Source organism: Marinobacter flavimaris (genome assembly GCF_002933295.1).
Taxonomy (GTDB): domain Bacteria; phylum Pseudomonadota; class Gammaproteobacteria; order Pseudomonadales; family Oleiphilaceae; genus Marinobacter; species Marinobacter flavimaris.
Genome location: NZ_PSSW01000006.1, coordinates 126,613 through 148,820 on the forward strand (window position 1 = coordinate 126,613; position 22,208 = coordinate 148,820).

Genomic DNA, 22,208 nt, shown 5'->3' on the forward strand with positions numbered 1-22,208 from the left:
CGAAGGGGATAATCAATACAGTTTGGCGAGGGACTTCTTGGCGAAGGATTCGACTTCGTTCAACCGGCCTTCTTTCACCTTGATCAGCCATTCGGGATCCTGCAGAAGTGCCCGACCAACGGCAATCAGCTCGAACTCGTGGTTATTCATCCGCTCCACCAGCTCATCGATCCCGGCTTTCTCAACCGCTTCCTGCTTGCTGGCAAAGGTGCCGCTGATGAAATCTTCGGTCAGCCCGACACTGCCCACGGACATGGTCGGCTTGCCGGAAAGCTTCTGGGTCCAGCCTGCGAGGTTCAGATCCGAGCCTTCAAACTCCGGCTCCCAGAACCGGCGGGTAGAGGCGTGGAAAATGTCCACACCGGCTTCCACCAGTGGCTTCAGGAACCGTTCGAGTTCCTCAGGGCTGTTCACCAGTTTGGCTTCGTAATCCTGCTGCTTCCACTGGGAGAACCGCAGCATGATCGGGAAATCAGGCCCGACGCGATGGCGCACCGCCTCAACGATTTCGACCACGAAGCGCAGGCGGTTTTCCATAGAGCCGCCGTATTCATCGTCCCGCTGGTTGGTGCCTTCCCACAGGAACTGGTCCAGCAGGTAGCCATGGGCACCGTGGATCTCGACACCATCAAAACCGAGGGCTTTGGCATCCTGGGCGGCATCGGCAAAGGCGGTGACGACATCCTCAATATCCTCTTTGGTCATGGCTTTGCCGTTGGGCTTGCCAGGGCCAAACAGACCGGATGGGCTGTAACCGGGCACCGAAGGATCCGGAGGTGTGCCTTCCTTGCGTACGGCGCCAACGTGCCAGAGTTGCGGGAAAATGGCTCCACCGGCTTCGTGCACGGCATCAACAACGTTTTTCCAGCCTTGAAGGGCGTCGGAACCATGAAATGCCGGCACATTGGGATAACCACTGGCGGCGGGGTGATTTACTGTAGTGCCTTCGGTAATGATCAGACCAACGCCGGCTTCGGCGCGGCGCTGATAATAGGCCACAACATCCTCACCCGGCACACCATCAGGCGAGAAGTTGCGGGTCATCGGTGCCATCGCCACCCGGTTACGCAGCTTGAGGTTGTGAAGTTCAAACGGTTCGAAAAGCGGGCCAAGATTCATGCTCATGGTAATGTGCAACCTTACTAGTTTGGTTTCTTTAAGCAACCATATTGAATCTGGTTTTAAAATGCAACCCTATTCAGTACACTCCCACCATGGCCAGAAAACGTTTTGATGACTCCAGTTGCTCCGTCGCCCGTGCCCTCAATGAAGTGGGTGACTGGTGGTCCCTGCTGATCGTACTACACGCCATGTATGGCACCCGCCGGTTCGTGGACTTCCAGCAGGAACTGGGCATTGCCAAGAATATCCTCTGCGATCGTCTGGCCCGGCTGGTGGATAACGAGGTGTTGCGCAAGGTGGATGTGGGCGAACACGGCTCCCGCTTTGAATACCGCCTGACTGAGAAAGGCCGGGATCTGTTCCCGGTGGTGATTGCCCTGCGCCAGTGGGGCGACAAGTGGAATCCCGCCCCGGACCAGACACCCCTGGACCTGCGCGACCGTGCCACCGGCCGCCCTATTCACACGGTGGAAGTCCAGAATGCCGATGGCAACCCCCTGAGCATCCGGGATGTGTTCGTACCGGACGAGAGTCTGCCCGAAGGCAAAAGACCTCCGCCTGACTCTCCGCAGTAATCGCGGCGCCGCCCGATTTCTTGAGCTACGTCAATCTTGCGATCAAACCAGCCCCCCTGCCCGGCCAATCTTGCGCTAAATCAAGTTTCCTTTCTCCGCTGCCACTAATCTGAAGCCATCAACGATTCAGGTTAAGGAGATGGATATGTCCCGCACATTTAAACTTGGTGTTCTGGCTGCAGCGGTTATGGCTGCGGCGCCGGCTGTTCAAGCGTACGAAGCTGGTGATTTTATTGGCCGCGTTGGTGTGGTGACAGTTGCACCAGACGCTTCGAGTGACCCTATTACCAACCTCAGCTCCGACGCAAGAGTTGACGTAGACAACGACACCCAACTAGGCCTGACCCTGAGCTATATGCTTACAGATCAACTGGGTTTGGGCGTGCTCGCAGCAACTCCCTTCAGCCACGATATTAAAGGTGACGGTGACCTCGCTGGTCTTGGTAAGCTGGCCGAAACAAAACAGCTGCCACCAACCATCACACTTCAGTATTTCCCGATGCCGAGCGGCAGCAAGCTGCAACCCTATGTTGGAGCGGGTGTGAACTATACCGTCTTTTTTGATGAACAAACCGCCGGCGCTCTTGCAGGCACCGATATCAAGCTCGATGACAGCTTCGGCCTGGCTGCGGAAGTTGGCCTGGATTACATGATCACCGAAAACATCGGTGTTAACGCGGCAGTCTGGTGGATAGACATCGACACCGAGGCGAAAATTGAAGCTGTAAACCAGACCGTGGATGTGGAAATTGATCCCCTAGTCTACATGGTAGGCCTGTCCTACAAGTTTTGATCCCCGTGCCTCCGTCAGTCGCCACGGTCTGTTGGCTGACGAAAGGTGCGCTCTCCTGTGCGGGGCCCTCCGGCCCCGCCTTTTTTTGTCCGCCAGAAACAGGAAGGCGGAGCATCTGCCCCGCCTTCCTGAACTGTCCTGACCTGCCTCAGGCACTCTGGCGCTGGGCTGAGCGGCTTCGCTGACCACCGCCATTCTGGCTCCGGCCACCACTGCGGCCACCTGGCTTGTCCCCAAAGCTTTTCGGCTTGCCTCCGGGCCGGCCATTACCACCACCGTTACTACTGCGGGTACGGGCGCGGCTGGGATCGGCCTTGGCTCTCGGCTTCAGCGGCAGGTTGTTGGTCGGCTCAAAGCCTTCCACTTCCGTGCGCGGCAGCTGCTTTTTGATCAGCCTTTCGATGCCCGCCAGCATTTTGCCTTCATCGGCACTGACCAGTGACAGCGCATGACCACTCTCACCGGCACGGCCGGTGCGACCAATACGATGCACATAGTCTTCCGGCACGTTGGGCAGTTCGAAGTTCACCACCTGGGGCAGCTGCTTGATGTCCAGACCACGAGCAGCGATATCCGTTGCCACCAGCACACGCACTTCGCCAGCCTTGAAGTCCGCCAGCGCGCGGGTGCGGGCACCCTGCGACTTGTTGCCGTGAATGGCAGCGGCGGTAATACCGTCCTTCTCCAGTTTCTGGGTCAGGCGGTTGGCACCGTGCTTGGTGCGGGTAAACACCAGCACCTGGTCCCAGCTGTTGTCACGCACCAGCTTGCTCAGCAGGGCGGTTTTCTGGCTCTGATCCACCGGGTAGACAGACTGCTTGATGTTTTCGGCAGAGGTGTTTCGAGCCGCCACTTCAACCTGAACCGGGTTATCCAGCAGACCTTCGGCCAGAGTCCGGATCTCGTTCGAGAAGGTGGCGGAGAACAACAGGTTCTGGCGCTTGGCTGGCAGCAGCGCAAGAATCTTGCGGATGTCGCGAATAAAGCCCATATCCAGCATGCGGTCGGCTTCGTCCAGCACCAGGATTTCCACTTCGTTGAAGCGCACAGCGTTCTGCTGATACAGGTCCATCAGGCGGCCCGGTGTTGCCACCAGCACGTCCAGGCCTTTGCGCAGCTTCATCATCTGCGGATTGATTTTCACACCACCGAAAACCACCGCGGCCTTGGTAGGAACGTATTTGCTGTAAAGATTCACGCTGTCGTGAACCTGTGCCGCCAGTTCACGGGTGGGCGTCAGGATCAGCGCGCGGGGGCCTTTGCCGGTGCGCGGGTTTTCACCCAGACGCTGCAGCAAGGGCAAGGTAAAACCGGCGGTTTTGCCGGTACCGGTCTGGGCAGCAGCCATAACGTCCCGGCCAGAAAGCACGGCGGGAATGGCCTGGGCCTGAATGGGAGACGGGGTTTCATAACCCTGGTCAGACGTGGCACGGACCAGCTGCTCGGACAAACCGAGTGAAGAAAAACTCATATTGGATCAACTCTTGATTATTCTGCCTCCACGACCACCGTTCTCGGTGAATGCGGGCAGATGCCATGAACATTCATGGAATAAAAGACGACTACGGTCACGCGCCGTTATCGGGGTGACGTCCTCTGACAGGTCGTATGGAAAGGTCGCACGGGCTTAAAGCCTTAAACTGCGGAATCCCTAGAGGCAGGATGCGGGCACATTAACAGAGGCCCGGGCAATTAGCCATAGGTGATTATAATAAGCATCCGAAGGAACCTGGCGGACATCCTCAAGTCAGAGTGTTTTGATCACCGGAAGCCAACATGGAGTTGAAAGAATGAGCGTCAGTATCGGCCCATTGAGCCTGTCCATCGACCACCTGCTCCTGGTCATCGCCTTCGGCCTGGCTCTGCTGGTTGGAGGGGTGCTGGGCCGCAAATATAGGGTGCCCGTAGCCGGATCGGTGGCCGATATCTTCGTGGTAGCGATGCTCTGTGCCCGTGTCGGTTTCGTTATCAGTTACTTCGAGCATTACCAGAATGATCTTCTGGGCATCATTGATATCCGGGACGGCGGTTTCGATGTGCTCTGGGGTGTCGTCGGCGCCCTCATCTTCACCGGCTTTCTGCTCTGGCGCAGGGAAGCGCAGCGCAAACCCCTGGCTACTGCTGCGCTGACGGGCGCCCTGTTCTGGGCTGCCACCGCAGGAACCATCACACTGATCGAACAGCAGGCCCGAGGCATGCCGGACGTTGCGCTGCATTCGCTCAATGGCGAAGCAGTCCACATGGACCAATTAGCGCCAGGCCAACCCTTGGTGGTGAACCTCTGGGCCACCTGGTGCCCGCCCTGTATTCGCGAAATGCCGGTGCTGGAGGAGGCCCAGCATATCTACCAGGATGTCGCCTTTGTGTTTGCCAACCAGAGGGAACAGCCGGAAACCATCCGTTCCTTTCTTGAGGAAAACCGTCTGAACCTGAACAATCTGTACCGGGACGATCAGGCTCAGCTGGCCCGGGCTGTGGGCAGCAATGGCTTACCAACCACGCTTTTCTACAATGCCCAGGGCCAATTAATCGATTCCCACATGGGCGAACTGTCACGGGCAACACTGGCAAGAGGCCTGGAACAGATCCGTACACTCGAGGAATGAACCTGGCTCGATTTCCCGATAGTGGCCTGAGTTTTCTCTATTGAGTGGCCGCTTTGGCAAAATTCCCCAATGCGCCACTCACTTTATCGAGCACCTCATCGCATCCTTCGATGTCATGGCGGCCCTTCAGGTATTGCGGATCGTTGTACCCCAGCCATACCTCACCGTTGGCATCCTCCCAGATCAGGGCTTTCTGGGGCAGGTCAATGGCCACACTCTGGGCGCACTGCATCAGTGGCGTGCCGACTTTGGGGTTGCCAAAAATAACCACTTCGGTCGGCCGCAGCGCCAGCCCGGCTTTTTCGGCGCCCTGCTGATGATTAACCCGGGCCATGACCGTCATGCCCTTCTCCTTCAGCAAAGACTCGAGTTTGTCCGCCGTCGCTTTGACATCGTGACCGCTTTTCACCGCGATCAGTCCATCTGCGGCATGAGTGAACGTGGCGAACAACAGGGTTGATGCCACGAGAACCAGTCTGAGAATGCAGCGCATAGTATCCTCCTGAGCCTTTGCTGAAGATTTCAGGATAGAACAGCAGCAGGCCCTACGCATTAAAACGCTTCAGTAGATCGCTGCCGCACCCTCTGGCCTGCTCTTGAAGCGCTTGTGCAGCCAGAGGTACTGATCGGGTTGCTCGCGAACGGTGGCTTCAATGAAACGGTTCCAGACTTTGGCGTCCTGTTCCGGATGTTCGCCGAAGGACTCCTGAATCGGAGAGAACACCACCCGGTAACTGCCATCGGGCATTCGCAGGTGACTCACGCAGATAACGGCGGCGCCGGATTCCCGGGCAATGTAGCTCGGCGACGTAATACAGCCGGCACTGACCCCGAAAAAGGGCACAAACACCTCCGACTTGTTGCCGAAATCCTGATCACAGGCGAACCAGACCTGCCCCCCTTCCTTAAGAAACGACAACATGGGTCTGATCTGACGCTTGGTGAAGGGCCGGATACCAAAATGGCGTCGGCGGCCGCGTTCGATCATACGGTCGATCACCGGGTTGTTGTTGGGGCGATACATGTAACCCGGCTTCTCGAGCTTGCAGGCAATCAAGGGCAGTGCAAAATCAAAAATACTGTAGTGACCACCGATCAGCAACACACCCTTGCCGCGTCGTTTCGCTTCTTCGAGGTGCTCGGTGCCATATACCGAGGCGCTTTCGCAATAGGGAGTCATATCCCGCCACCAGGCATGAACGCTTTCCAGAACGCCACGCGCCGAGGCCACAAAGGCATCCTCAACCAGTTGGCGACGGGTTGCTTCATCCAGATCCGGCATGCAGGCGGCGAGATTGGCGTCCGCAACCCTGGCCCGGGATCGCATTTTTCTGGAAAGCAGCCTCCCCAGCCAGCGACCAAAGCGCTGCTTCAGTCCCATGGGAAGAAATGAGAAAAGCCAGAGCAGGAAGACCAGAGCCCAGGCCCCCCAAAAAGCGGGATGCCAGAGAGCGCGTTTTCTACTTTTTCTACCGGAGGCCATACAACGATCGCCTGTGATCTGTAATAAGGAAGGGGTCGGTAAGCCTGACACATTCTCCGCTGGCGGGATACTTGAGATCCTCATGGGCCTTGTTGGCCCAAAAGGGGATCCAATTCCGGAATTCAGGAGTATGGTTTACAGGAGATACGCGTTTATACGTAGAAATCATCCTAAAAGACAGGAAATTCCTCGCTATGTCCCGATGGAAGTTCGCCCCCGGCATTCTTATCCTGCCGCTCGTATTCGCCGGCTGCAGTGAAAATAACAGCCAACAGACGACAACACAGCCGACAGCAGAGCTCAAACCACCGTCGGAAACCGGGACTCTCAAGGTCGCCACCCGCAATGGCTCCACCACCTATTACCTGGATCGCCACGAAAATCCTGTCGGTCCCGAGCATGCGCTGATCAGCGCCTACGCCGAACAGCGTGGCTGGGAGGTGGAATGGACCATGCTGGAATCCACCAGCGAAGTTCTGGCTGCGCTGGAATCCGGCAATACCCACCTGGCGGCAGCCGGGCTGACCCATCTGGCCTCCCGGGATGAGCGTTTCGCCCGGGGCCCGGCCCACACCGAGATTACCGAACAACTGGTCTGCCATCGCGATGCACGCCCCATGCCCCGGAAGCCCGAAGACATCCCGGGCACCGATATTGTCGTGACTGCCGGCTCCAGCTATGCCGAAACCCTGAACAAGCTCAATGAGCAACACCCGGGCATCGGGTTTCGGGAAGATGCAGACCGCACCACAGAAGTGATTCTCTCGGATGTCGCGGAACAGGACGTCGGCTGCACCGTGGCCGATTCCAACATTGTTCAGGTAATGCGCCGGCACTTCCCGCATCTGGAAGTGGCAATGACGCTCACAGAAGGCCGGAATCTGGGCTGGTACCTGCCCATGGGCTCGGAAGATCTTGGCTCGGATGCCCACGAGTGGATGAACAGCGTGGATGGCGATGAAGCCATCGGCCTGATGGAAAACCGCTACTATTCCTACATCGGTGATTTCGATTTTGTCGATCTGCGGGCACTGAACCGTCGGATTGAGGATCGGCTACCCGAGTTCATTGATGAATTCCGGGAAGCCGAGGCCAAAACCGGGATGCCCGCAGACCTTCTGGCCGCCCTGTCTTACCAGGAGTCCCATTGGGACCCGGCAGCAAAATCTCCCACCGGCGTCCGGGGCATCATGATGCTGACCCGACGAACCGCCGAATCACTGGGTGTGACCAACCGGCTGGACCCGGAGGCTGCCATTGATGGCGGAGCACGTTACCTGGCCGACCGGCACCGCCGCCTGCCAGAGACCATTCCGGAGCCAGACCGCACCTTCCTGGCGCTGGCCAGCTACAACATCGGCCGGGGCCATCTGCTGGATGCCCGTGCGCTGGCCCGGACCCTGAACAAGAATCCGGACTCCTGGCAGGAAATGACCGAGGTTTTACCCCTCAAGGCTGACAAGCGATACTACCCCAGCACCCGTTACGGGTACGCCCGTGGCTACGAGCCGGTGCACTACGTGCAGCGCATCCGCAACTACCGGGACGTCATACGTTCGGCCTTTGAATGATCAGGTCCCAAACAGGGCCGAGCGCAAAGGCCGCAGGAAACCACCGGATTCTTTTTGGCTTGCGTGGGTCCGCTTGCCGTCGAATTCCAGGTAGCCATCCTCAATTGGCTCAAAGCGCAGGATTTTCACATCTTCCAGGTAATTCTGGGACGACTTCCAGGGCCCGTGGGTACCCTGGCGGGGGAGACGATCAGCGGCGCGGTTGATGTAGCCGGCATTGAGGGACCCCAGGACGGTGTCGTCGCCGCGACTGTTTTCGGTGTCCCGTGCCACCACGGTGCGATAGCCCCGCTTGTCCATGAGGTTCATCAGCCGGCACAGATACTCGGCGGCAATATCCACCTTCAGGGTCCAGGAGATGTTGGTGTAGCCGAAAATCATGCCGGCATTGGGCACGCCCTCCACCATCACGTTCTTGTAGATGACTTTGTCTTTCATCACCACTTCTTCACCATCCACCGTCGGTCGGATACCTCCCAGCATCTGGATATCCAGGCCGGTTGCCGGAATGATGATGTCGGCCGCGAGTTCCTCGCCGGATTTCAGGTGGATGCCGGTTTCCGTGAAGCGATCAATATGATCCGTGGCGATGGCGGCCTTGCCCGCTTTCATGGCCTGGAAAAGATCCCCGTCTTTCACCACACACAGGCGCTGGTCCCAGGGATTGTAATCGGGGGTGAAATGCCGCATGTCGGCGGTGTCGCCAACCTTGCGCTTGATAATGCTCAGGAAAAGCCGACGCATGAACTGCGGGCTCTTTCTGGAACGCTGGTATAGAAAACGGGAGATGGCAATATTCCGGGCCCGGGTCAGCCGGTAGGCGGTTTTCTCGGGCAATATTTTCTGCAGGGCCAGAGTCAGCTTGTCGGTGGAGGGCAACGGCATCAGATAGGTGGGTGAGCGTTGGAGCATGGTTACATGCGCGGCCTTCTCCGCCATGGTCGGCACCAGGGTGATCGCGGTTGCGCCGCTGCCAATGACCACCACCTTCTTGCCCGTATAGTCGAGATCCTCCGGCCAGTGCTGCGGGTGCACAATCTGGCCACGGAAATCACTTTCGCCGGGGAAGTCCGGTTTGTAGCCCTGATCATAATTGTAGTAGCCGGTACAACCGACCATAAAGTTGGCGGTGTAGTGCTCGGTTTCGCCGGTTTCTTCGTTCAGGGCCGTGAGTTTCCAGCATTTGTCGACGCCCGACCAGTCCGCCGTTTTGACGGCCAGGCCAAAGCGAATGTGGCGCTCAACGTCGTGTTCCCTCGCGGTCTCCGCCACATAATTCTTGATCGACGCACCATCCGCCAGCACCTTGCCACCAGTCCAGGGGCGGAAGTTGTAGCCGAAGGTGAACATGTCCGAATCCGAGCGGATACCCGGGTAACGGAACAGGTCCCAGGTGCCACCCAGGGACTGTCGGCGCTCAAGGATGGCAAATGACTTCCCCGGGCACTCACTTTTCAGATGACACGCCATGCCAATACCGGAAACGCCGGCGCCGATGATCAGTACATCGAAATGCTGGTTACTCATTGCCTGTCCTCTCGGATTCCAGTCCGCTTTTTATAATCAATGGCCTGGAATCAAGATAGCTCAGGCTGCGCTGGTCGGGAATTGGCCAAAGTGGTCCCTGCCCCTGGTTGTTTCAGTCAGTCTCGAGATGCGAAACCGCCGACCCGCAACGCCGTTCAACTCCCGGGCGTGAAATCGGGGTATTTCTTCTGCAGCCGATAGAGCCTGATGATGGTGATGATGTTGGTGACCAGCACCATACCCTCGGCCAGGGTGCCACCCAGGGAGCCGATCACGATGTTGTTGAGCATCCAGGCCAGTGCTGCCAGTCCAAGGATGATACGCAGGGGAATACCCCGGAGCATGAACATGCCAACGGTGCCGAAAACCGCGGCAGCCAGGGGGAACACGTCGGTGATCGATTTCCAGGTCGCCCAGGCAACCACCAGATTGACCGCCAGCATGCCCAGCATGATGGGCCAGTTGCCCTGGTATTTGCGGGCCAGGGTAATGCGCAGGATCACCAGTACCGTCAGTGCCGATGCCGTCCAGCTCTCGAAAAACGCAAACATCAGGGCAAAGGCAACGTTGGCGGAAATCAGCAGCACCATCAGCCGGTCGTCGTTCTTGTTGGCGAAGCCGGCAATGCAGAAACCCAGCGCAACAAGACCGCACACCTGGCCCAGCCCCTCGGCGAGGGTCATATCCGCGATAAATTCAGTCATTGTTCAACGGTGTATCTGTTTGTTGCCATAACGGAAATGCCTTCTCCCCGGAAAAGGCTTCAGCCTGTCATAATTACCGGAACTGAGCCACGGAGCACCGTGTGCCAAAGTAATTCGCACCTTTGAGCCAGGACTGTCCCCGACCATGAAAACCGTATTCTCTCCCCTGCACAGCCGCCGACATGTCAAAACCGAACTGGACGGCGGACTGCTGATCGAGCCCCACGAGAAGCCTTCCCGTGCCGAAACCATCCTGGCACGGGTGAAGGATCAGGCCCTTGGAGAGATTCTGGAACCGGAAGAATTCGGTCTGGAACCCGTCAAACGGGTGCACACGGCCGAGTATGTGGCTTTCCTGGAAACCTGCTGGCAGGAATGGCTGGCGGCCGGCAAACCAGGGGAAGCCATCCCGGCGGTCTGGGCCGGGCGCGGCATGCGCCATCGGCTGCCGAAAGACATCGACGGCCGGCTGGGCTACTACAGCTTTGCGGCAGAGACCTCGATTTCAGACGGCACCTGGGAAGCCGCCCGGGCATCAGCCAATGTGGCCCTGACCGCCCAGAAACTGGTGGCCGGGGGTGAACGTGCCGCCTTTGCCCTGTGCCGGCCACCCGGACACCATGCCCACGCCGATCTGTTCGGCGGTTACTGTTTCTTCAACAATGCCGCCATCGTGGCCCAGGCCTTTCGTGACCAGGGCTATGGCAAGGTCGCCGTGCTGGATGTGGACTTCCACCACGGCAACGGCACCCAGGCGATTTTCTACGATCGCAACGACGTGCTGACCATCAGCCTGCATGGCGATCCGGACCTGGTGTTCCCGCATTTTCTCGGTTTTGAAGATGAGACCGGCGAGGGCGTCGGCGAAGGCTACAACCTGAATATGGTCTACCCGCCCAACACCCCCTACAGCGTCTGGAGTGAGGGGCTGGAGAAGGCCTGCGAGCGGATCCAGGCATTCCAGCCGGACGCCCTGGTGGTCGCCCTGGGTGTTGATACCTTCGAAGAAGACCCGATTTCGTTCTTCAAGCTGACGTCCGGCGATTACCTGACCCTGGGCCAGAGACTTGCCCGGCTTGGACTACCAACCGTCTTTACCATGGAAGGCGGTTACGACGTCGATGCCATCGGCGTCAATGCGGTCAACGTCATGCAGGGGTTCGACCGGGCTGCAGGCTGAATCAGCCCTTGAAGCCCTTGCCGAGGATGTAGACTTCCCGGGAGCGGGAGCGGGAGGAATCCGGCTTGCGCACCACAACCTTGTCGAAGACAGCACGGACCGATTTCAGGTACTCATCGTACCCTTCGCCCTGAAACACCTTGGCCAGGAAGCTGCCTTTGGGCTTGAGTACCTGGCTTGCCATGTCCAGGGCCAGTTCCACCAGGTACATGGAAGCGGCCTGGTCGGCAACGGTCACGCCGCTGATGTTCGGCGCCATGTCGGAAATCACCACGTCCACCGGGTCATCGCCCAGGGTGGCCATGATCGACTCGAACACATCGTTCTCGGTGAAATCACCCTGGATAAAATCCACGCCGGCAATGGCATCCATGGGCAGGATGTCGGAGGCAATCACGCGGCCCTTGTGGCCCACCAGTTTGGCCGCCACCTGGGACCAGCCACCGGGGGCGGAACCCAGATCCACCACCACCATGTTAGGGTGGATCAGCCGGTCCTTCTTGTTGATTTCAAGAAGCTTGTAACTGGCACGTGAGCGGTAGCCGTCCACCTGCGCCTGTTTCACGAAGGGGTCGTTTACGTGCTCTTCAAGCCAGCGGTTACTGCTTTTGGATCGGGCCATGGGGTCTCTTCAAAACGGGAAAACCAGGCGCTAATTGTACGTGCCGCGCCGGGCGGCGGCAAAATCCTGACAACCGGGCCGGCCACACGTACAATCCGGCCAGCATCCTGTGATTTTTCAGAACCCACCAAGCCCACCTGACGGGAGACCGCCCTCGTGAATCTGGCCGACATCAAAAAGCTGCACCAGAAAAAGTACCGGCAGTCGTTTGGCCACTACCTCGTTGAGGGCGAGCACCTGGTTCTTGAGCTGCAGAAAGCCGCGGCCCGCCAACCTGCTCTTGAAGCCTCGGAGCTCTACGCCACCAGCGCCTATGAGCACTGGCAAAGCCCGTTCAGAACCCATGCCATCAGCGATCGCCAGATGGCACAGCTCGCCGACACCCGGACACCCCAGGGGATTCTTGCGGTGGTGCCCATGCCGGAGCGCCCGGCTGAACCGGTGCCCGGGGAAAAAACGATTTACCTGCATGAGGTTCAGGACCCCGGCAACCTCGGTACGATACTGCGCACCCTCGCCTGGTTCGGCGGTTTCCGATGTCTGCTGAGCCCGGGCAGTGTCGACCCCTTCAACCCGAAGGTAGTGCGAGCCAGCATGGGGGCGCTCTTTCACGTCCCTCTTGAAACCGACGTTGCTCTGACAAGCCTTCCCGACCGATACCAGAGCCTGGCCTGCCTCGACCTCAATGGCGGTTCGATGGCATCCCGGGGCTTCAGGGAACACGACTGTTATCTGTTCGGCAACGAGGCCCGGGGCGTGCCGCGGGAGGCCCTCAATCAATTGAAGGCGGTGTCGTACAGCATTCAAGGCCAGGGGCAGATCGAGTCCCTGAACCTGGCCTCAGCGGTGAATATGTGCACCTACGAATTAATGCGGGACCTTTAGACTGCAAACCCCATGCTCTGAGCACTTTCCCCAATCGTTCTGGCGGAAACCGCCATTGCCTGTGCATTGCCAATTGAGCACGATCAGAGTCTGATCCCGAGACCGGACTGATGACTATGGAACGCTATCTCCAGCCCACCGCTTTTTTTGACTATGACCATCCCCGGCTGCAGGCCTGGATCGAGTCAGAGCTGGAGGGAGTTCCTGATGAGCCGGTGGAGCAGATCAAGGCGCTCTATCTCGCTGTTCGTGACAGCATCAGCTACAACCCCTACGTATTCCGGACCGATGCCAACACGTTCAGTGCCAGCTACGCTCTGGAAAGCGGCGAAACCTACTGCATCCCAAAGGCGGTTCTCCTGGGCGCGGCAGCTCGCTCGATTGGCGTTCCCAGCCGCCTCGGCCTGGCCGATGTACGCAACCATCTCTCAAGCCCGAAACTGATCGAATGGCTGCGGTCGGACATTTTCCGTATGCACGGGTATATCGAGCTGTTCCTGAATGGCCAATGGGTGAAGGCGACGCCGGCGTTCAATCGGCAACTGTGCGAGCTGATGAAGGTGGAGCCGCTGGAATTCGATGGGGTGCACGATTCCATGTTCCAGGAGTACACCGAGGATGGCCACGCGCACATGGAATATGTGAACGACCACGGCCTGTTCGACGACGTGCCCCATGAGTTTATCGTCTCTGGTGTCCGGGCGGCCTACAGTCATCTCTTTGCCGAAGAAGAGGAGCCTGAAGCTCCGAAAGGCAGTCTGGTGCAGGATATATCGAGCCCCTAGAGCCTGCTCGAATCCGCGAAGGCCTTATTCTCTGCTCGCTACCGAGCCCGTTTCCTGCCTTGCCAGCGCTCCAGTGATCGCATCCAGCACGGCATCCGGATCAGGCACGGCCTTCGCAGTCTCAGTCTCGCCAACACGGCTGAACTGCCGGAAATCCACACTGCTCCAATTCTCCGGATCCGCAATGCGCTGTACCTGATCAATATTGTCACGGGTTGCCGGTTCCAGCTTGTAGCGGAACACATAATCCGGTGACATATCATCGAAATCCCGGCCATGGTGATAATCATGCAGCAGGAGCAAGGCAAGCCCACCACCCATGAAATGCCGGCCCAGGCTGACCAGCAACTCCCCGGACCGGATTTTATCCAGGGCTTCGGGTTGCCAGTCGACACTGCCCACCAGCAGATCCTGCCCCGGGACCCGGCCGGCATTCCGGGCAGCTTCAATGGCCCCCAGTGCCATGCCATCGCTGGCGCTCCATATGGAAACAGTCTCCGGATAGCGTTTCAGCAGGACTTCCGTTTTTTCACGGGCCAGGGCTCCGCTCCAGTTGGCGTACACCAGTTGCATAAGCTCGCTGCGCTGCTGGACCGCAGCCGCCAGCAGCCCTCCATTCCTGTCCTTGGTGGCAGACGAATCAAGGGTTCCCGAGAGAGCGACCATGGGAATACTGGGGCCGGAGGCCAGCCCCAATTGTTCGGCCTGTTTGCCCAGCAGCGTTACCAGAGAACGGCCGGCGGCAATATTGTCCGGCGAAAGATGGCCGAGCCAGCCCGACAAGACACTTCGGGGCATACCGATGCTGGCTCGAGCGGCGTCAGGCACATCGGTATTGAAGGTAAACGTCTTTACACCGGCCCCATCCGCGAGCCTGAGCATGGATTCGGTAACATGCTCCTTGCACATGAACAGCAGGTAGTCCGGCTTCTCTTCACGGCTCAGCACGTCCTTCGCCATGCGAAGGTAGCTGAATCGATGACTCTCCCGATCGTATTGAACCTCCAGGTCAACCTCGAGATCCTCCGCTACTGCCTCCATGAAACCGGCCACCAGTTGCCAGAAACGAGAGTCGTCCGGGGAAAGAAAAACAACGCTTGGTCGGGTGCCGGCGTCTGCCAAAGGACCTGTAAACAGGAGCAGGAAACCGATGAGGAAGCGGGCTGGAAAGGACTTCATGTAATGAACAACCCTCTGGACGATCTGGCAACGTTCGCTTTCGCGGGGCCTAAGCTACCGAGCTGTCGTGTAACAGACAAGCATAGATCCGTAACCAATGTCTCAGTTCGGGAGGGAATGTTCAGCGGAAACGAAAAAGGCACCGGATCGCTCCGGTGCCTTTCTCTCTAATCAGGCGGCGTTGAGTCGATTACGCCGCTTCGTCTTCGCTCTCGTCCACAGAATTGCGGATCAGGAAGTCAAAGGCGCTGAGGGCGGCTTTGGAACCTTCGCCCATGGAGATCACGATCTGCTTGTAGGGCACGGTGGTCGCGTCGCCCGCCGCAAAGACACCCGGTATGGAGGTTTCATTGCGATCGTTGACGATGATCTCACCGTGCTGGCTCAGTTCGATGTCACCCTTGAGCCATTCGGTGTTGGGCACCAGGCCAATCTGCACGAACACACCTTCCAGTGAGATGTGGTGCTGCTCACCGGACTTACGGTCGGTGTAGTTCAGGCCATTTACCTTGCCGTTTTCACCGGTGATCTCCGTGGTCTGTCCGGAGGTGATGATTTCCACGTTCTTAAGGCTGCGCAGTTTCTTCTGCAGGACCTCATCAGCGCGCATTTCGGCACCGAACTCGATCAGGGTCACGTGGCCCACGATGCCGGCCAGGTCGATGGCGGCTTCCACACCGGAGTTACCACCGCCGATTACGGCAACACGCTTGCCCTTGAACAGGGGGCCGTCGCAGTGCGGGCAGTAGGCCACACCCTTGTTGCGGTACTCTTCCTCTCCCGGAACGCCCATCTGGCGCCAGCGGGCACCGGTGGACAGCACCAGGCTGCGCGCTTTGAGAGTGGCACCGTTTTCCAACCTTACCTGGTGGAGCATGCCCGGGCGTGACGCCGGGATCAGCTTCTCCGCGCGCTGCATGTTCATGATATCCACGTCGTATTCCTTGACGTTTTGCTCCATGGCCGCCACCAGTTTCGGACCCTCGGTGTAGGGTACGGAAATCAGGTTCTCAATGCCCATGGTGTCAGCCACCTGGCCACCGAAACGCTCGGCCGCGATGCCGGTGGAAATGCCCTTCCGCGCAGCGTAGATAGCAGCAGAAGCGCCAGCCGGGCCGCCACCAATGATCAGGACCTCAAAGGCGTCTTTCTGATTGATTTTCTCGGCGTCTTTCTCGCTGGAGCTGGTGTCCAGCTTGGCAACAATTTCTTCCAGGGTCATACGGCCCTGGCCCCAGGGCTCACCGTTCATGTAAACGCTGGGAACCGCCATGACTTCGCGCTGCTCCACTTCATCCTGGAACAGGGCCCCATCGATAGAGGTGTTCGTGATGTTCGGGTTCAGCACGCTCATGAGATTCAGTGCCTGAACCACATCCGGGCAGTTCTGGCAGGACAGGGAGAAGTAGGTCTCGAACTCGAACCGACCTTCCAGCGACTGAATCTGCTCAATCACATCCTGGGACGCCTTGGAGGGATGACCACCCACCTGCAGCAGGGCCAGGACCAGGGAAGTAAACTCGTGGCCCATGGGGATGCCCGCAAAGCGAACGCCAATATCGGTGCCTACTCGGTTGATGGCGAAGGACGGACGACGCACGTCATTGGATTCTTCAGTGCGGAGACTGATCTTGGAAGACATCGGCTCCAGCTCTTCCAGCAGCTCCCGGAGTTCCTGGGACTTCTTGCTGTCGTCATAGGCCGCAACCAGCTCAATCGGCTGCTGCAGCTTGTCCATGTAGGCCTTGAGCTGTTCCTTGATATTGGCATCCAACATAGTCTGACTTCTCCTTTAAATTTCGGAACTAAGTATTTGAATCAAATACGGTGGTTAAGTTGAGTTGGTGCAACAATACGGCCCCGCCACTCAATGCTCAAATTAATTGACCCAAACTGTTTGATAGGGCTTTGCTATACCTCCAGATTCACCGCTGCTCGGGGCTTGACCAATAGCGCATATCCACCGAAAGCCTGCCGCAGTATGATGTTGTCATATCGTCGCAACATCATTCTCTGGTATCCAGAATAGGCAAAGCATGTTTCTAGACCGTTTCCACTCCGTCCAGGACGGACACGTCGTAATTTCCGCCCTGCAGGCAAGCCAGTTCGCCAAGGAAATTGCGGGGGATTTCAATCCCATCCACGACCCGGATGCCCGCCGTTTCTGCGTTCCAGGAGACCTGCTTTTCGCCATTGTGCTTGCTCGGTTCGGGCTGTCGGAGAATATGACCTTCCGGTTCCGCAGCCTGCTTGGAGAAAATGTGCCGCTCAAGTTCGTTGAAACCGAAAACACCATTGACGTCTGTGACGATGCCGGCAAGGTCTATATCGAGGTGGCCCGCAGTGGCGCGACAACCCGGGATGAGGAGTTGATCGAGACCATCACCCGTGCCTATGTGGCGGCCTCCGGCAAGAACTTTCCCCATACCCTGAAACCTTTGATGGAGTCTAACGGGGTGATGTTCAATCCTGATCGCCCCATGGTGATGTACGAGAGCATGAGCCTGGCCCTGGAGAATCTGGATCTGCCCTCGCCCGGGCTGGAATTGCACAACGCCACCCTGGAGGCAGCCGGTAAACGGGGTAACGTTCTCCTGGAATACCGTCTGACCGCCGATCACACACCAGTGGGCGAAGTGACCAAACGGCTCGTATTAAGTGGTCTGCGGCCCTACTGTGCCGAGGCGATGGCCGGCGTAATTGAAGAGTTCTATCGCCTCAAGGCCCGGGGTGCCGACTATTTCAGCAAGGACAACAGCGGAGACCACAGCAATGCCAATTCAGCCGGGTGATACCCTGCCAGACATCGAACTTCAGGTAATGGGCGAAAAAGGCCCTGAGAAAGTCCGTACCAGTGAACTTTTTGCCGGCAAGAAAGCCGTTCTGTTTGCCGTACCCGGCGCGTTTACCCCCACCTGTTCAGCCGCCCATTTACCCGGTTTTGTGGTAAATGCCGACAAACTGCGGGCCAAAGGCATCGACAGCATCGTTTGCACATCAGTGAACGATGCGTTTGTAATGGACGCCTGGGGCAAGGCCCACAACGCCGAAGAGATCATCATGCTGGCTGATGGCGTGGCAGAGTTCGCCAAGGCTCTGGATCTGACCCAGGATCGGACCGCGAACGGCATGGGCATTCGTAGCCAGCGCTACGCCATGATCGTGAATGACGGCAAGGTTGAGCTGCTGAATATCGACGCCCAGGGATTGGACGAGACCAGCGCCGAAACCATTCTAGAGGCTCTCTGAACCTCACTTTTTCGTCAGACATAAAAAAACCCCGGATTTTCCGGGGTTTTTTGTAACCAAGCTTTCCATTCGGAGAGCTTAGATCTTGCCAACCAGGTCCAGTGACGGAGTCAGCGTTTCTTCGCCTTCCTTCCACTTGGCCGGGCATACTTCGCCAGGATTCTTGCGAACGTACTGAGCGGCTTTCACTTTGCGCATCAGGTCGTCAGCGTCACGGCCGATACCTTCAGCAGTGATTTCCATCGCCTGGATAACGCCGTCCGGATCGATCAGGAAGGTAGCGCGGTCTGCCAGGCCCTGACCTTCGCGCATCACACCAAAGTTGTTGGTGATGGTGCCGTTCTGGTCGCCAACCATGTAGTAGTTGATCTTACCGATGGTCTCGGAGCTGCTGTGCCATGCCTTGTGGGTGAAGTGCGTGTCGGTAGACACGGAGAATACTTCAACGCCCAGCTTTTGCAGCTCTTCGTACTTGTCAGCCACGTCGCCCAGCTCGGTCGGGCACACGAAAGTGAAGTCGGCCGGGTAGAAGAAAAATACCGCCCATTTGCCTTTCACGTCTGCTTCGCTGATCTCAACGAACTCGCCGTTTTTGAAGGCGGTAGCGTTGAACGGTTTGATCTCGCTGTTAATGATGCCCATTAAAGAACTCCTTGTTGATGGATTCATAAGTTAATGAATTTGTGGCGCCCACAGTACGGATATCGGCGATGCGGATAAAATTGATAATTCCCAAGCCAGGGATAGAAAAAACCTATCTCTGGCTTCTGAAGGGAATTTTTCCGCCACCCCGTTTATGGGGTCTTAACCAGCCAGTTCAATCTTTCCAAAGTCCAGAATATTTTCTTTCGGTGACGCTTTAATGGCAGCCACTTCTGCCCGCTTGTTCGCCAGGATATAGACGAAGCAGCCAAAATACAGTGCAATCACCAGGGCGCCAACCCACTGAATCCGCAGGAAATCCAGCTGGAACAGCATGGTCAGACCAACCATCGCCAGGAAATTGAACACCACATAGTTCACCCGTCCCAGGCGCTGGGCGGTGAGATTCAGGTTGTCTGTGTACAGACGGATCAGCGAATCCAGTGAGTTCACCACCATCAACACACCCACCGAAATCATGGCGAGATTGGTGAACGCCGCAATCTGCAGGCCTTCCGCGTGGTAGTGGTAAAGCACGGTAAACCAGACACCAATGGCGATGGACGGTACCACCAGCATGGCAATCAAGAGCTGCCAGGTGCGGATACCGCTCACGAAACGGACGGTGAACTGGCCGATCATGATGCTCCAGGCAAACCACCAGAACAGGTAGAACTCGTGGTAGTCGTTGATCGGCAGGGCAAACTGGTGGATGTTGGCGAAGTACTCGCCGATCAATCCGGCGGTGCCAAAGAAGTCTGCCGGTGAGCCCGCGCCCATAACAAACGCCCGGAACCACATGCCCACGATCAGGGCAATAAACAACAGGCTCGAGCCCAGACTGAGGATGCGCACATATTTGATCTTGGAGCTGGAATAGACCGCCAGCGCAATCGAGGCAAATACAATGAAGTAGAACGCTGGCACCACCGATTCGCCATCACCTAGCATGGGCAGGTACCAGGGCAGATTCACCAGCAGCAGATAGGCGGTAAACGCACAGGTGCCGATGATCACCACGTTATTTACGACCTTTACCAACGGAATCTCAAAGAACTGCACCCGCGGCTCAATGATCGCGAAGTAAAAACAGGTCAGGAAATAGAAGCCCCAGATCAGGAACGCCCAGAACCCGAACTCGATAGCCAGGGGGTTGGCAAAGCCGTACTCAGGGTTCGCAGACAGATCGCCATAGCCACCGAACTCGGTCAGCGGGAACATGATCAGCCCCACATCCAGACCGGAGGTGAACAGGATGGCGATAAAGGTGAAGGTGCGGACGGGCGTCACGCCGATGCACTGGATGTCCCACCATTTGTACAAAATCAGCACAATGGCGGCGAAGGTGAAGATCAGACCTGCAGATAACCAGAGTGTCATAAGGTCCTCCGGTTACTTTGTTTCTTTGCAATGAACAGCATGGGTGTTCCTCCTCTACTTGGTAAGCGCTGCTTCTTTCGAATCGGACACAAACCCAGGACTTGCCTATCGGGCGCCCGAAAACGGCAGAACACCGTCGCGCTGATAGGGAAATCCTGAGGGCTTGCAAAACCCCGGGCGCGTTGCACGCCCGGGTGGGATGACGACGCGCTATGCGAGCGCGCGCTTTGCCTGTCCCGGTCGCTGACGTGTCTGCCACTGGTCGTCCATTACCACAGGCGCGTCAGAGGGTTGCAGGGGCTCCCTGCCCCGGATCAGATCGGCTGCCCGCTCGGCCACCATGATGGTGGGCGAATTCAGGTTGCCATTGGGTATGGTCGGGAAGATGGACGAATCCACCACCCTGAGATTCCGGATACCGTGAACCCGCGTCTCCGGGTCCACCACCGCCAGCTCGTCGGTGCCCATCTTGCAGGAGCAGGACGGGTGGTAGGCGCTCTCCACCGCCTGGCGGACAAACGCATCAATTTCCTCGTCGGTCTGGACCTCGGCACCGGGCTGGATCTCCGCTCCCCGGTACTCGTCCATGGCCGGCTGGTTGATGATTTCCCGGGTCAGGCGCACACAGTCCCGGAAGCCCTCCCGGTCTGCCTCGTGCTGCAGATAATTGAAGCGGATGGTCGGTGCCTGTTTCGGGTCGGCCGATTGCACATGCACAAAGCCCCGACTTTTCGGCTTGTTGTGACCAATGTGCAGCTGGAATCCGTCTCCGTTGAAGGCTTCTTTACCGTCGTAGCGCATGGCTGCCGGTAAGAAGTGATATTGCAGGTCGGGCCACTCGACGCCGGCCTTGGACCGGATAAAGCCACAGGACTCGAAGTGATTGGTGGCGCCCAGGCCGTCCTTGCGGAGAATCCAGCGAACACCGATCTTCAGCTTGTTCCACCAATCCAGCTTGCCGTTGAGCGACACCGGCTGTTTGCAGCGGTACTGGAAGTAGAACTCCAGGTGGTCCTGCAGGTTCTCACCGACGCCTGGTAACTCGTGCTTTACCTCGATACCAGCCTTTTCCAGTACCTCACGCTTGCCAATCCCGGACAGCTGGAGCAGATGGGGTGAGCCGATCGAGCCGGCCGATAGGATGACCTCTTCGGCGGCCTTCGCCTCGTGTACCTTGCCACCCTGCTCGTAACGGACACCGGTGGCGGTTTTGCCATCCCGTCCATCCAAAAGCACCTTGTGCACCAGGGCATGGGTGACCACGGTCAGGTTATCCCGCTCCATGGCCGGGCGCAGATAGGCATTGGCGGTGGACCAGCGACGCCCGTTCTTGACGGTCATGTGCATGGCGCCGAAGCCTTCCTGCTGGGTACCGTTGTAATCGTCGGTTTCGAAATACCCGGCATCGGAACCCGCCCTGATAAAGGCCTTATAGAGCGGATTCTGCATGTTGTTGCCGTTATTGACACCGAGCGGGCCCTTATCGCCCCGGTAGTCATTGCCGCCAAAGGCCCAGGTCTCGGCCTTCCTGAAATAGGGCAGGACGTTGCGGTAATGCCAGCCGGTAGCGCCCTCGGAATCCCATTCGTCAAAATCCCGGGCGTGGCCACGGACATACACCATGCCGTTGATGGAGGAGGAACCACCCAGCACCTTGCCCCGGGGGCAGTGCATGCGGCGGTTGTCCAGGAACGGCTCCGGCTCGGTCTCGAACTGCCAGGCGTATTTTTTGGTGTTCATGGGAATGGACAGGGCGGTGGGCATCTGGATGAAGATGCTCTTGTCGCTGCCGCCGGTTTCCAGCAGCAGCACCCGGTGGCGCGCGTCCTCGGTCAGGCGGTTGGCCAGTACACAACCGGCGGAACCCGCACCCACAATGATGTAGTCGTATCGATTTTCTGTCAT

The 22,208-nt window shown here is 58.0% G+C and carries 21 protein-coding genes; 9 read left to right on the forward strand and 12 right to left on the reverse strand.

The features are described 5' to 3' along the window. Positions 1–12: 12 nt before the first annotated feature. Positions 13–1,125, reverse strand: coding sequence for an NADH:flavin oxidoreductase (locus MDHKLMBL_RS12755; RefSeq protein WP_008172665.1), 1,113 nt, complete (start codon positions 1,123–1,125; stop codon positions 13–15). An 89-nt stretch (positions 1,126–1,214) separates the two neighbouring features. Between MDHKLMBL_RS12755 and MDHKLMBL_RS12760 the strand changes: the two genes are divergently transcribed. Both MDHKLMBL_RS12760 and MDHKLMBL_RS12765 read left to right on the forward strand, forming a co-directional pair. Beyond that, positions 1,215–1,697: a winged helix-turn-helix transcriptional regulator gene (locus MDHKLMBL_RS12760; protein ID WP_008172663.1), complete on the forward strand. Its 483-nt coding sequence runs from the start codon at positions 1,215–1,217 to the stop codon at positions 1,695–1,697. A 145-nt stretch (positions 1,698–1,842) separates the two neighbouring features. Beyond that, positions 1,843–2,490 (forward strand): OmpW/AlkL family protein, encoded by a 648-nt coding sequence (locus tag MDHKLMBL_RS12765; RefSeq protein WP_104270940.1) that lies wholly within the window; start codon positions 1,843–1,845, stop codon positions 2,488–2,490. Positions 2,491–2,638: 148 nt separating this feature from the next. On the opposite strand, the gene MDHKLMBL_RS12770 is transcribed toward MDHKLMBL_RS12765, so the two are convergent. Further along, positions 2,639–3,961, reverse strand: a complete 1,323-nt coding sequence (locus MDHKLMBL_RS12770; protein ID WP_104270941.1) for a DEAD/DEAH box helicase — start codon at positions 3,959–3,961, stop codon at positions 2,639–2,641. A 319-nt stretch (positions 3,962–4,280) separates the two neighbouring features. On the opposite strand from MDHKLMBL_RS12770, the gene MDHKLMBL_RS12775 reads away from it, so the two are divergent. Beyond that, a complete protein-coding gene (locus MDHKLMBL_RS12775) occupies positions 4,281–5,096 on the forward strand; it encodes a TlpA disulfide reductase family protein (RefSeq protein ID WP_104270942.1) in 816 nt (271 codons plus the stop codon). Between the two features lie 37 nt (positions 5,097–5,133). Here MDHKLMBL_RS12775 and MDHKLMBL_RS12780 read toward each other — a convergent pair whose 3' ends face one another. After that, a complete protein-coding gene (locus tag MDHKLMBL_RS12780) occupies positions 5,134–5,589 on the reverse strand; it encodes a DUF302 domain-containing protein (RefSeq protein ID WP_104270943.1) in 456 nt (151 codons plus the stop codon). 69 nt (positions 5,590–5,658) lie between these two features. Next, positions 5,659–6,579, reverse strand: coding sequence for a lysophospholipid acyltransferase family protein (locus tag MDHKLMBL_RS12785; RefSeq protein ID WP_008172651.1), 921 nt, complete (start codon positions 6,577–6,579; stop codon positions 5,659–5,661). Between the two features lie 194 nt (positions 6,580–6,773). On the opposite strand from MDHKLMBL_RS12785, the gene mltF reads away from it, so the two are divergent. Next, on the forward strand, positions 6,774–8,150 hold the full coding sequence (gene mltF, locus MDHKLMBL_RS12790; protein WP_104270944.1) for a membrane-bound lytic murein transglycosylase MltF: 1,377 nt from the start codon (positions 6,774–6,776) through the stop codon (positions 8,148–8,150). On the opposite strand, the gene MDHKLMBL_RS12795 is transcribed toward mltF, so the two are convergent. Both MDHKLMBL_RS12795 and MDHKLMBL_RS12800 read right to left on the reverse strand, forming a co-directional pair. After that, a complete protein-coding gene (locus MDHKLMBL_RS12795; protein WP_104270945.1) occupies positions 8,151–9,677 on the reverse strand; it encodes a flavin-containing monooxygenase in 1,527 nt (508 codons plus the stop codon). It abuts the gene before it with no gap. Positions 9,678–9,832: 155 nt separating this feature from the next. Then, positions 9,833–10,381 (reverse strand): YgjV family protein, encoded by a 549-nt coding sequence (locus MDHKLMBL_RS12800; protein WP_053113322.1) that lies wholly within the window; start codon positions 10,379–10,381, stop codon positions 9,833–9,835. 145 nt (positions 10,382–10,526) lie between these two features. Here MDHKLMBL_RS12800 and MDHKLMBL_RS12805 point away from each other — a divergent pair, with 145 nt between their 5' ends. After that, positions 10,527–11,561 carry a histone deacetylase family protein gene (locus tag MDHKLMBL_RS12805; protein WP_104270946.1) on the forward strand — a complete coding sequence of 345 codons (1,035 nt, stop codon included), beginning with the start codon at positions 10,527–10,529 and terminating at the stop codon, positions 11,559–11,561. Position 11,562: 1 nt separating this feature from the next. Here MDHKLMBL_RS12805 and rlmE read toward each other — a convergent pair whose 3' ends face one another. After that, positions 11,563–12,183: a 23S rRNA (uridine(2552)-2'-O)-methyltransferase RlmE gene (gene rlmE / locus MDHKLMBL_RS12810; protein WP_053113324.1), complete on the reverse strand. Its 621-nt coding sequence runs from the start codon at positions 12,181–12,183 to the stop codon at positions 11,563–11,565. Positions 12,184–12,339: 156 nt separating this feature from the next. On the opposite strand from rlmE, the gene MDHKLMBL_RS12815 reads away from it, so the two are divergent. Both MDHKLMBL_RS12815 and MDHKLMBL_RS12820 read left to right on the forward strand, forming a co-directional pair. After that, on the forward strand, positions 12,340–13,068 hold the full coding sequence (locus tag MDHKLMBL_RS12815) for a TrmH family RNA methyltransferase (protein WP_053113325.1): 729 nt from the start codon (positions 12,340–12,342) through the stop codon (positions 13,066–13,068). A 116-nt stretch (positions 13,069–13,184) separates the two neighbouring features. Further along, entirely contained in the window at positions 13,185–13,853 is a 669-nt protein-coding gene (locus MDHKLMBL_RS12820) for a transglutaminase-like domain-containing protein (protein ID WP_008172637.1), read from the forward strand. A 24-nt stretch (positions 13,854–13,877) separates the two neighbouring features. Here MDHKLMBL_RS12820 and MDHKLMBL_RS12825 read toward each other — a convergent pair whose 3' ends face one another. Together MDHKLMBL_RS12825 and ahpF are read right to left on the reverse strand one after the other, a co-directional pair. Further along, a complete protein-coding gene (locus MDHKLMBL_RS12825; protein WP_104270947.1) occupies positions 13,878–15,032 on the reverse strand; it encodes an ABC transporter substrate-binding protein in 1,155 nt (384 codons plus the stop codon). A 190-nt stretch (positions 15,033–15,222) separates the two neighbouring features. Further along, a complete protein-coding gene (gene ahpF, locus MDHKLMBL_RS12830) occupies positions 15,223–16,809 on the reverse strand; it encodes an alkyl hydroperoxide reductase subunit F (RefSeq protein WP_104270948.1) in 1,587 nt (528 codons plus the stop codon). A 259-nt stretch (positions 16,810–17,068) separates the two neighbouring features. Here ahpF and MDHKLMBL_RS12835 point away from each other — a divergent pair, with 259 nt between their 5' ends. Beyond that, the gene (locus MDHKLMBL_RS12835) at positions 17,069–17,824 is read left to right on the forward strand and encodes a DUF3581 domain-containing protein (RefSeq protein ID WP_053113329.1); all 756 of its coding nucleotides are present in this window, start codon (positions 17,069–17,071) and stop codon (positions 17,822–17,824) included. After that, positions 17,805–18,281, forward strand: a complete 477-nt coding sequence (locus MDHKLMBL_RS12840) for a peroxiredoxin (RefSeq protein WP_053113330.1) — start codon at positions 17,805–17,807, stop codon at positions 18,279–18,281. Before MDHKLMBL_RS12835 ends, MDHKLMBL_RS12840 begins: the two co-directional genes overlap by 20 nt. Positions 18,282–18,359: 78 nt before the next feature. Here the strand turns inward: MDHKLMBL_RS12840 and ahpC are convergent, their stop codons facing one another. The 3 genes from ahpC to betA form a co-directional block, all read right to left on the reverse strand. Beyond that, entirely contained in the window at positions 18,360–18,923 is a 564-nt protein-coding gene (ahpC, locus tag MDHKLMBL_RS12845) for an alkyl hydroperoxide reductase subunit C (protein ID WP_008172630.1), read from the reverse strand. A gap of 162 nt (positions 18,924–19,085) precedes the next feature. Continuing rightward, the gene (locus tag MDHKLMBL_RS12850) at positions 19,086–20,303 is read right to left on the reverse strand and encodes a choline transporter (RefSeq protein ID WP_104270949.1); all 1,218 of its coding nucleotides are present in this window, start codon (positions 20,301–20,303) and stop codon (positions 19,086–19,088) included. 210 nt (positions 20,304–20,513) lie between these two features. Further along, positions 20,514–22,208, reverse strand: a complete 1,695-nt coding sequence (gene betA, locus MDHKLMBL_RS12855; protein ID WP_104270950.1) for a choline dehydrogenase — start codon at positions 22,206–22,208, stop codon at positions 20,514–20,516.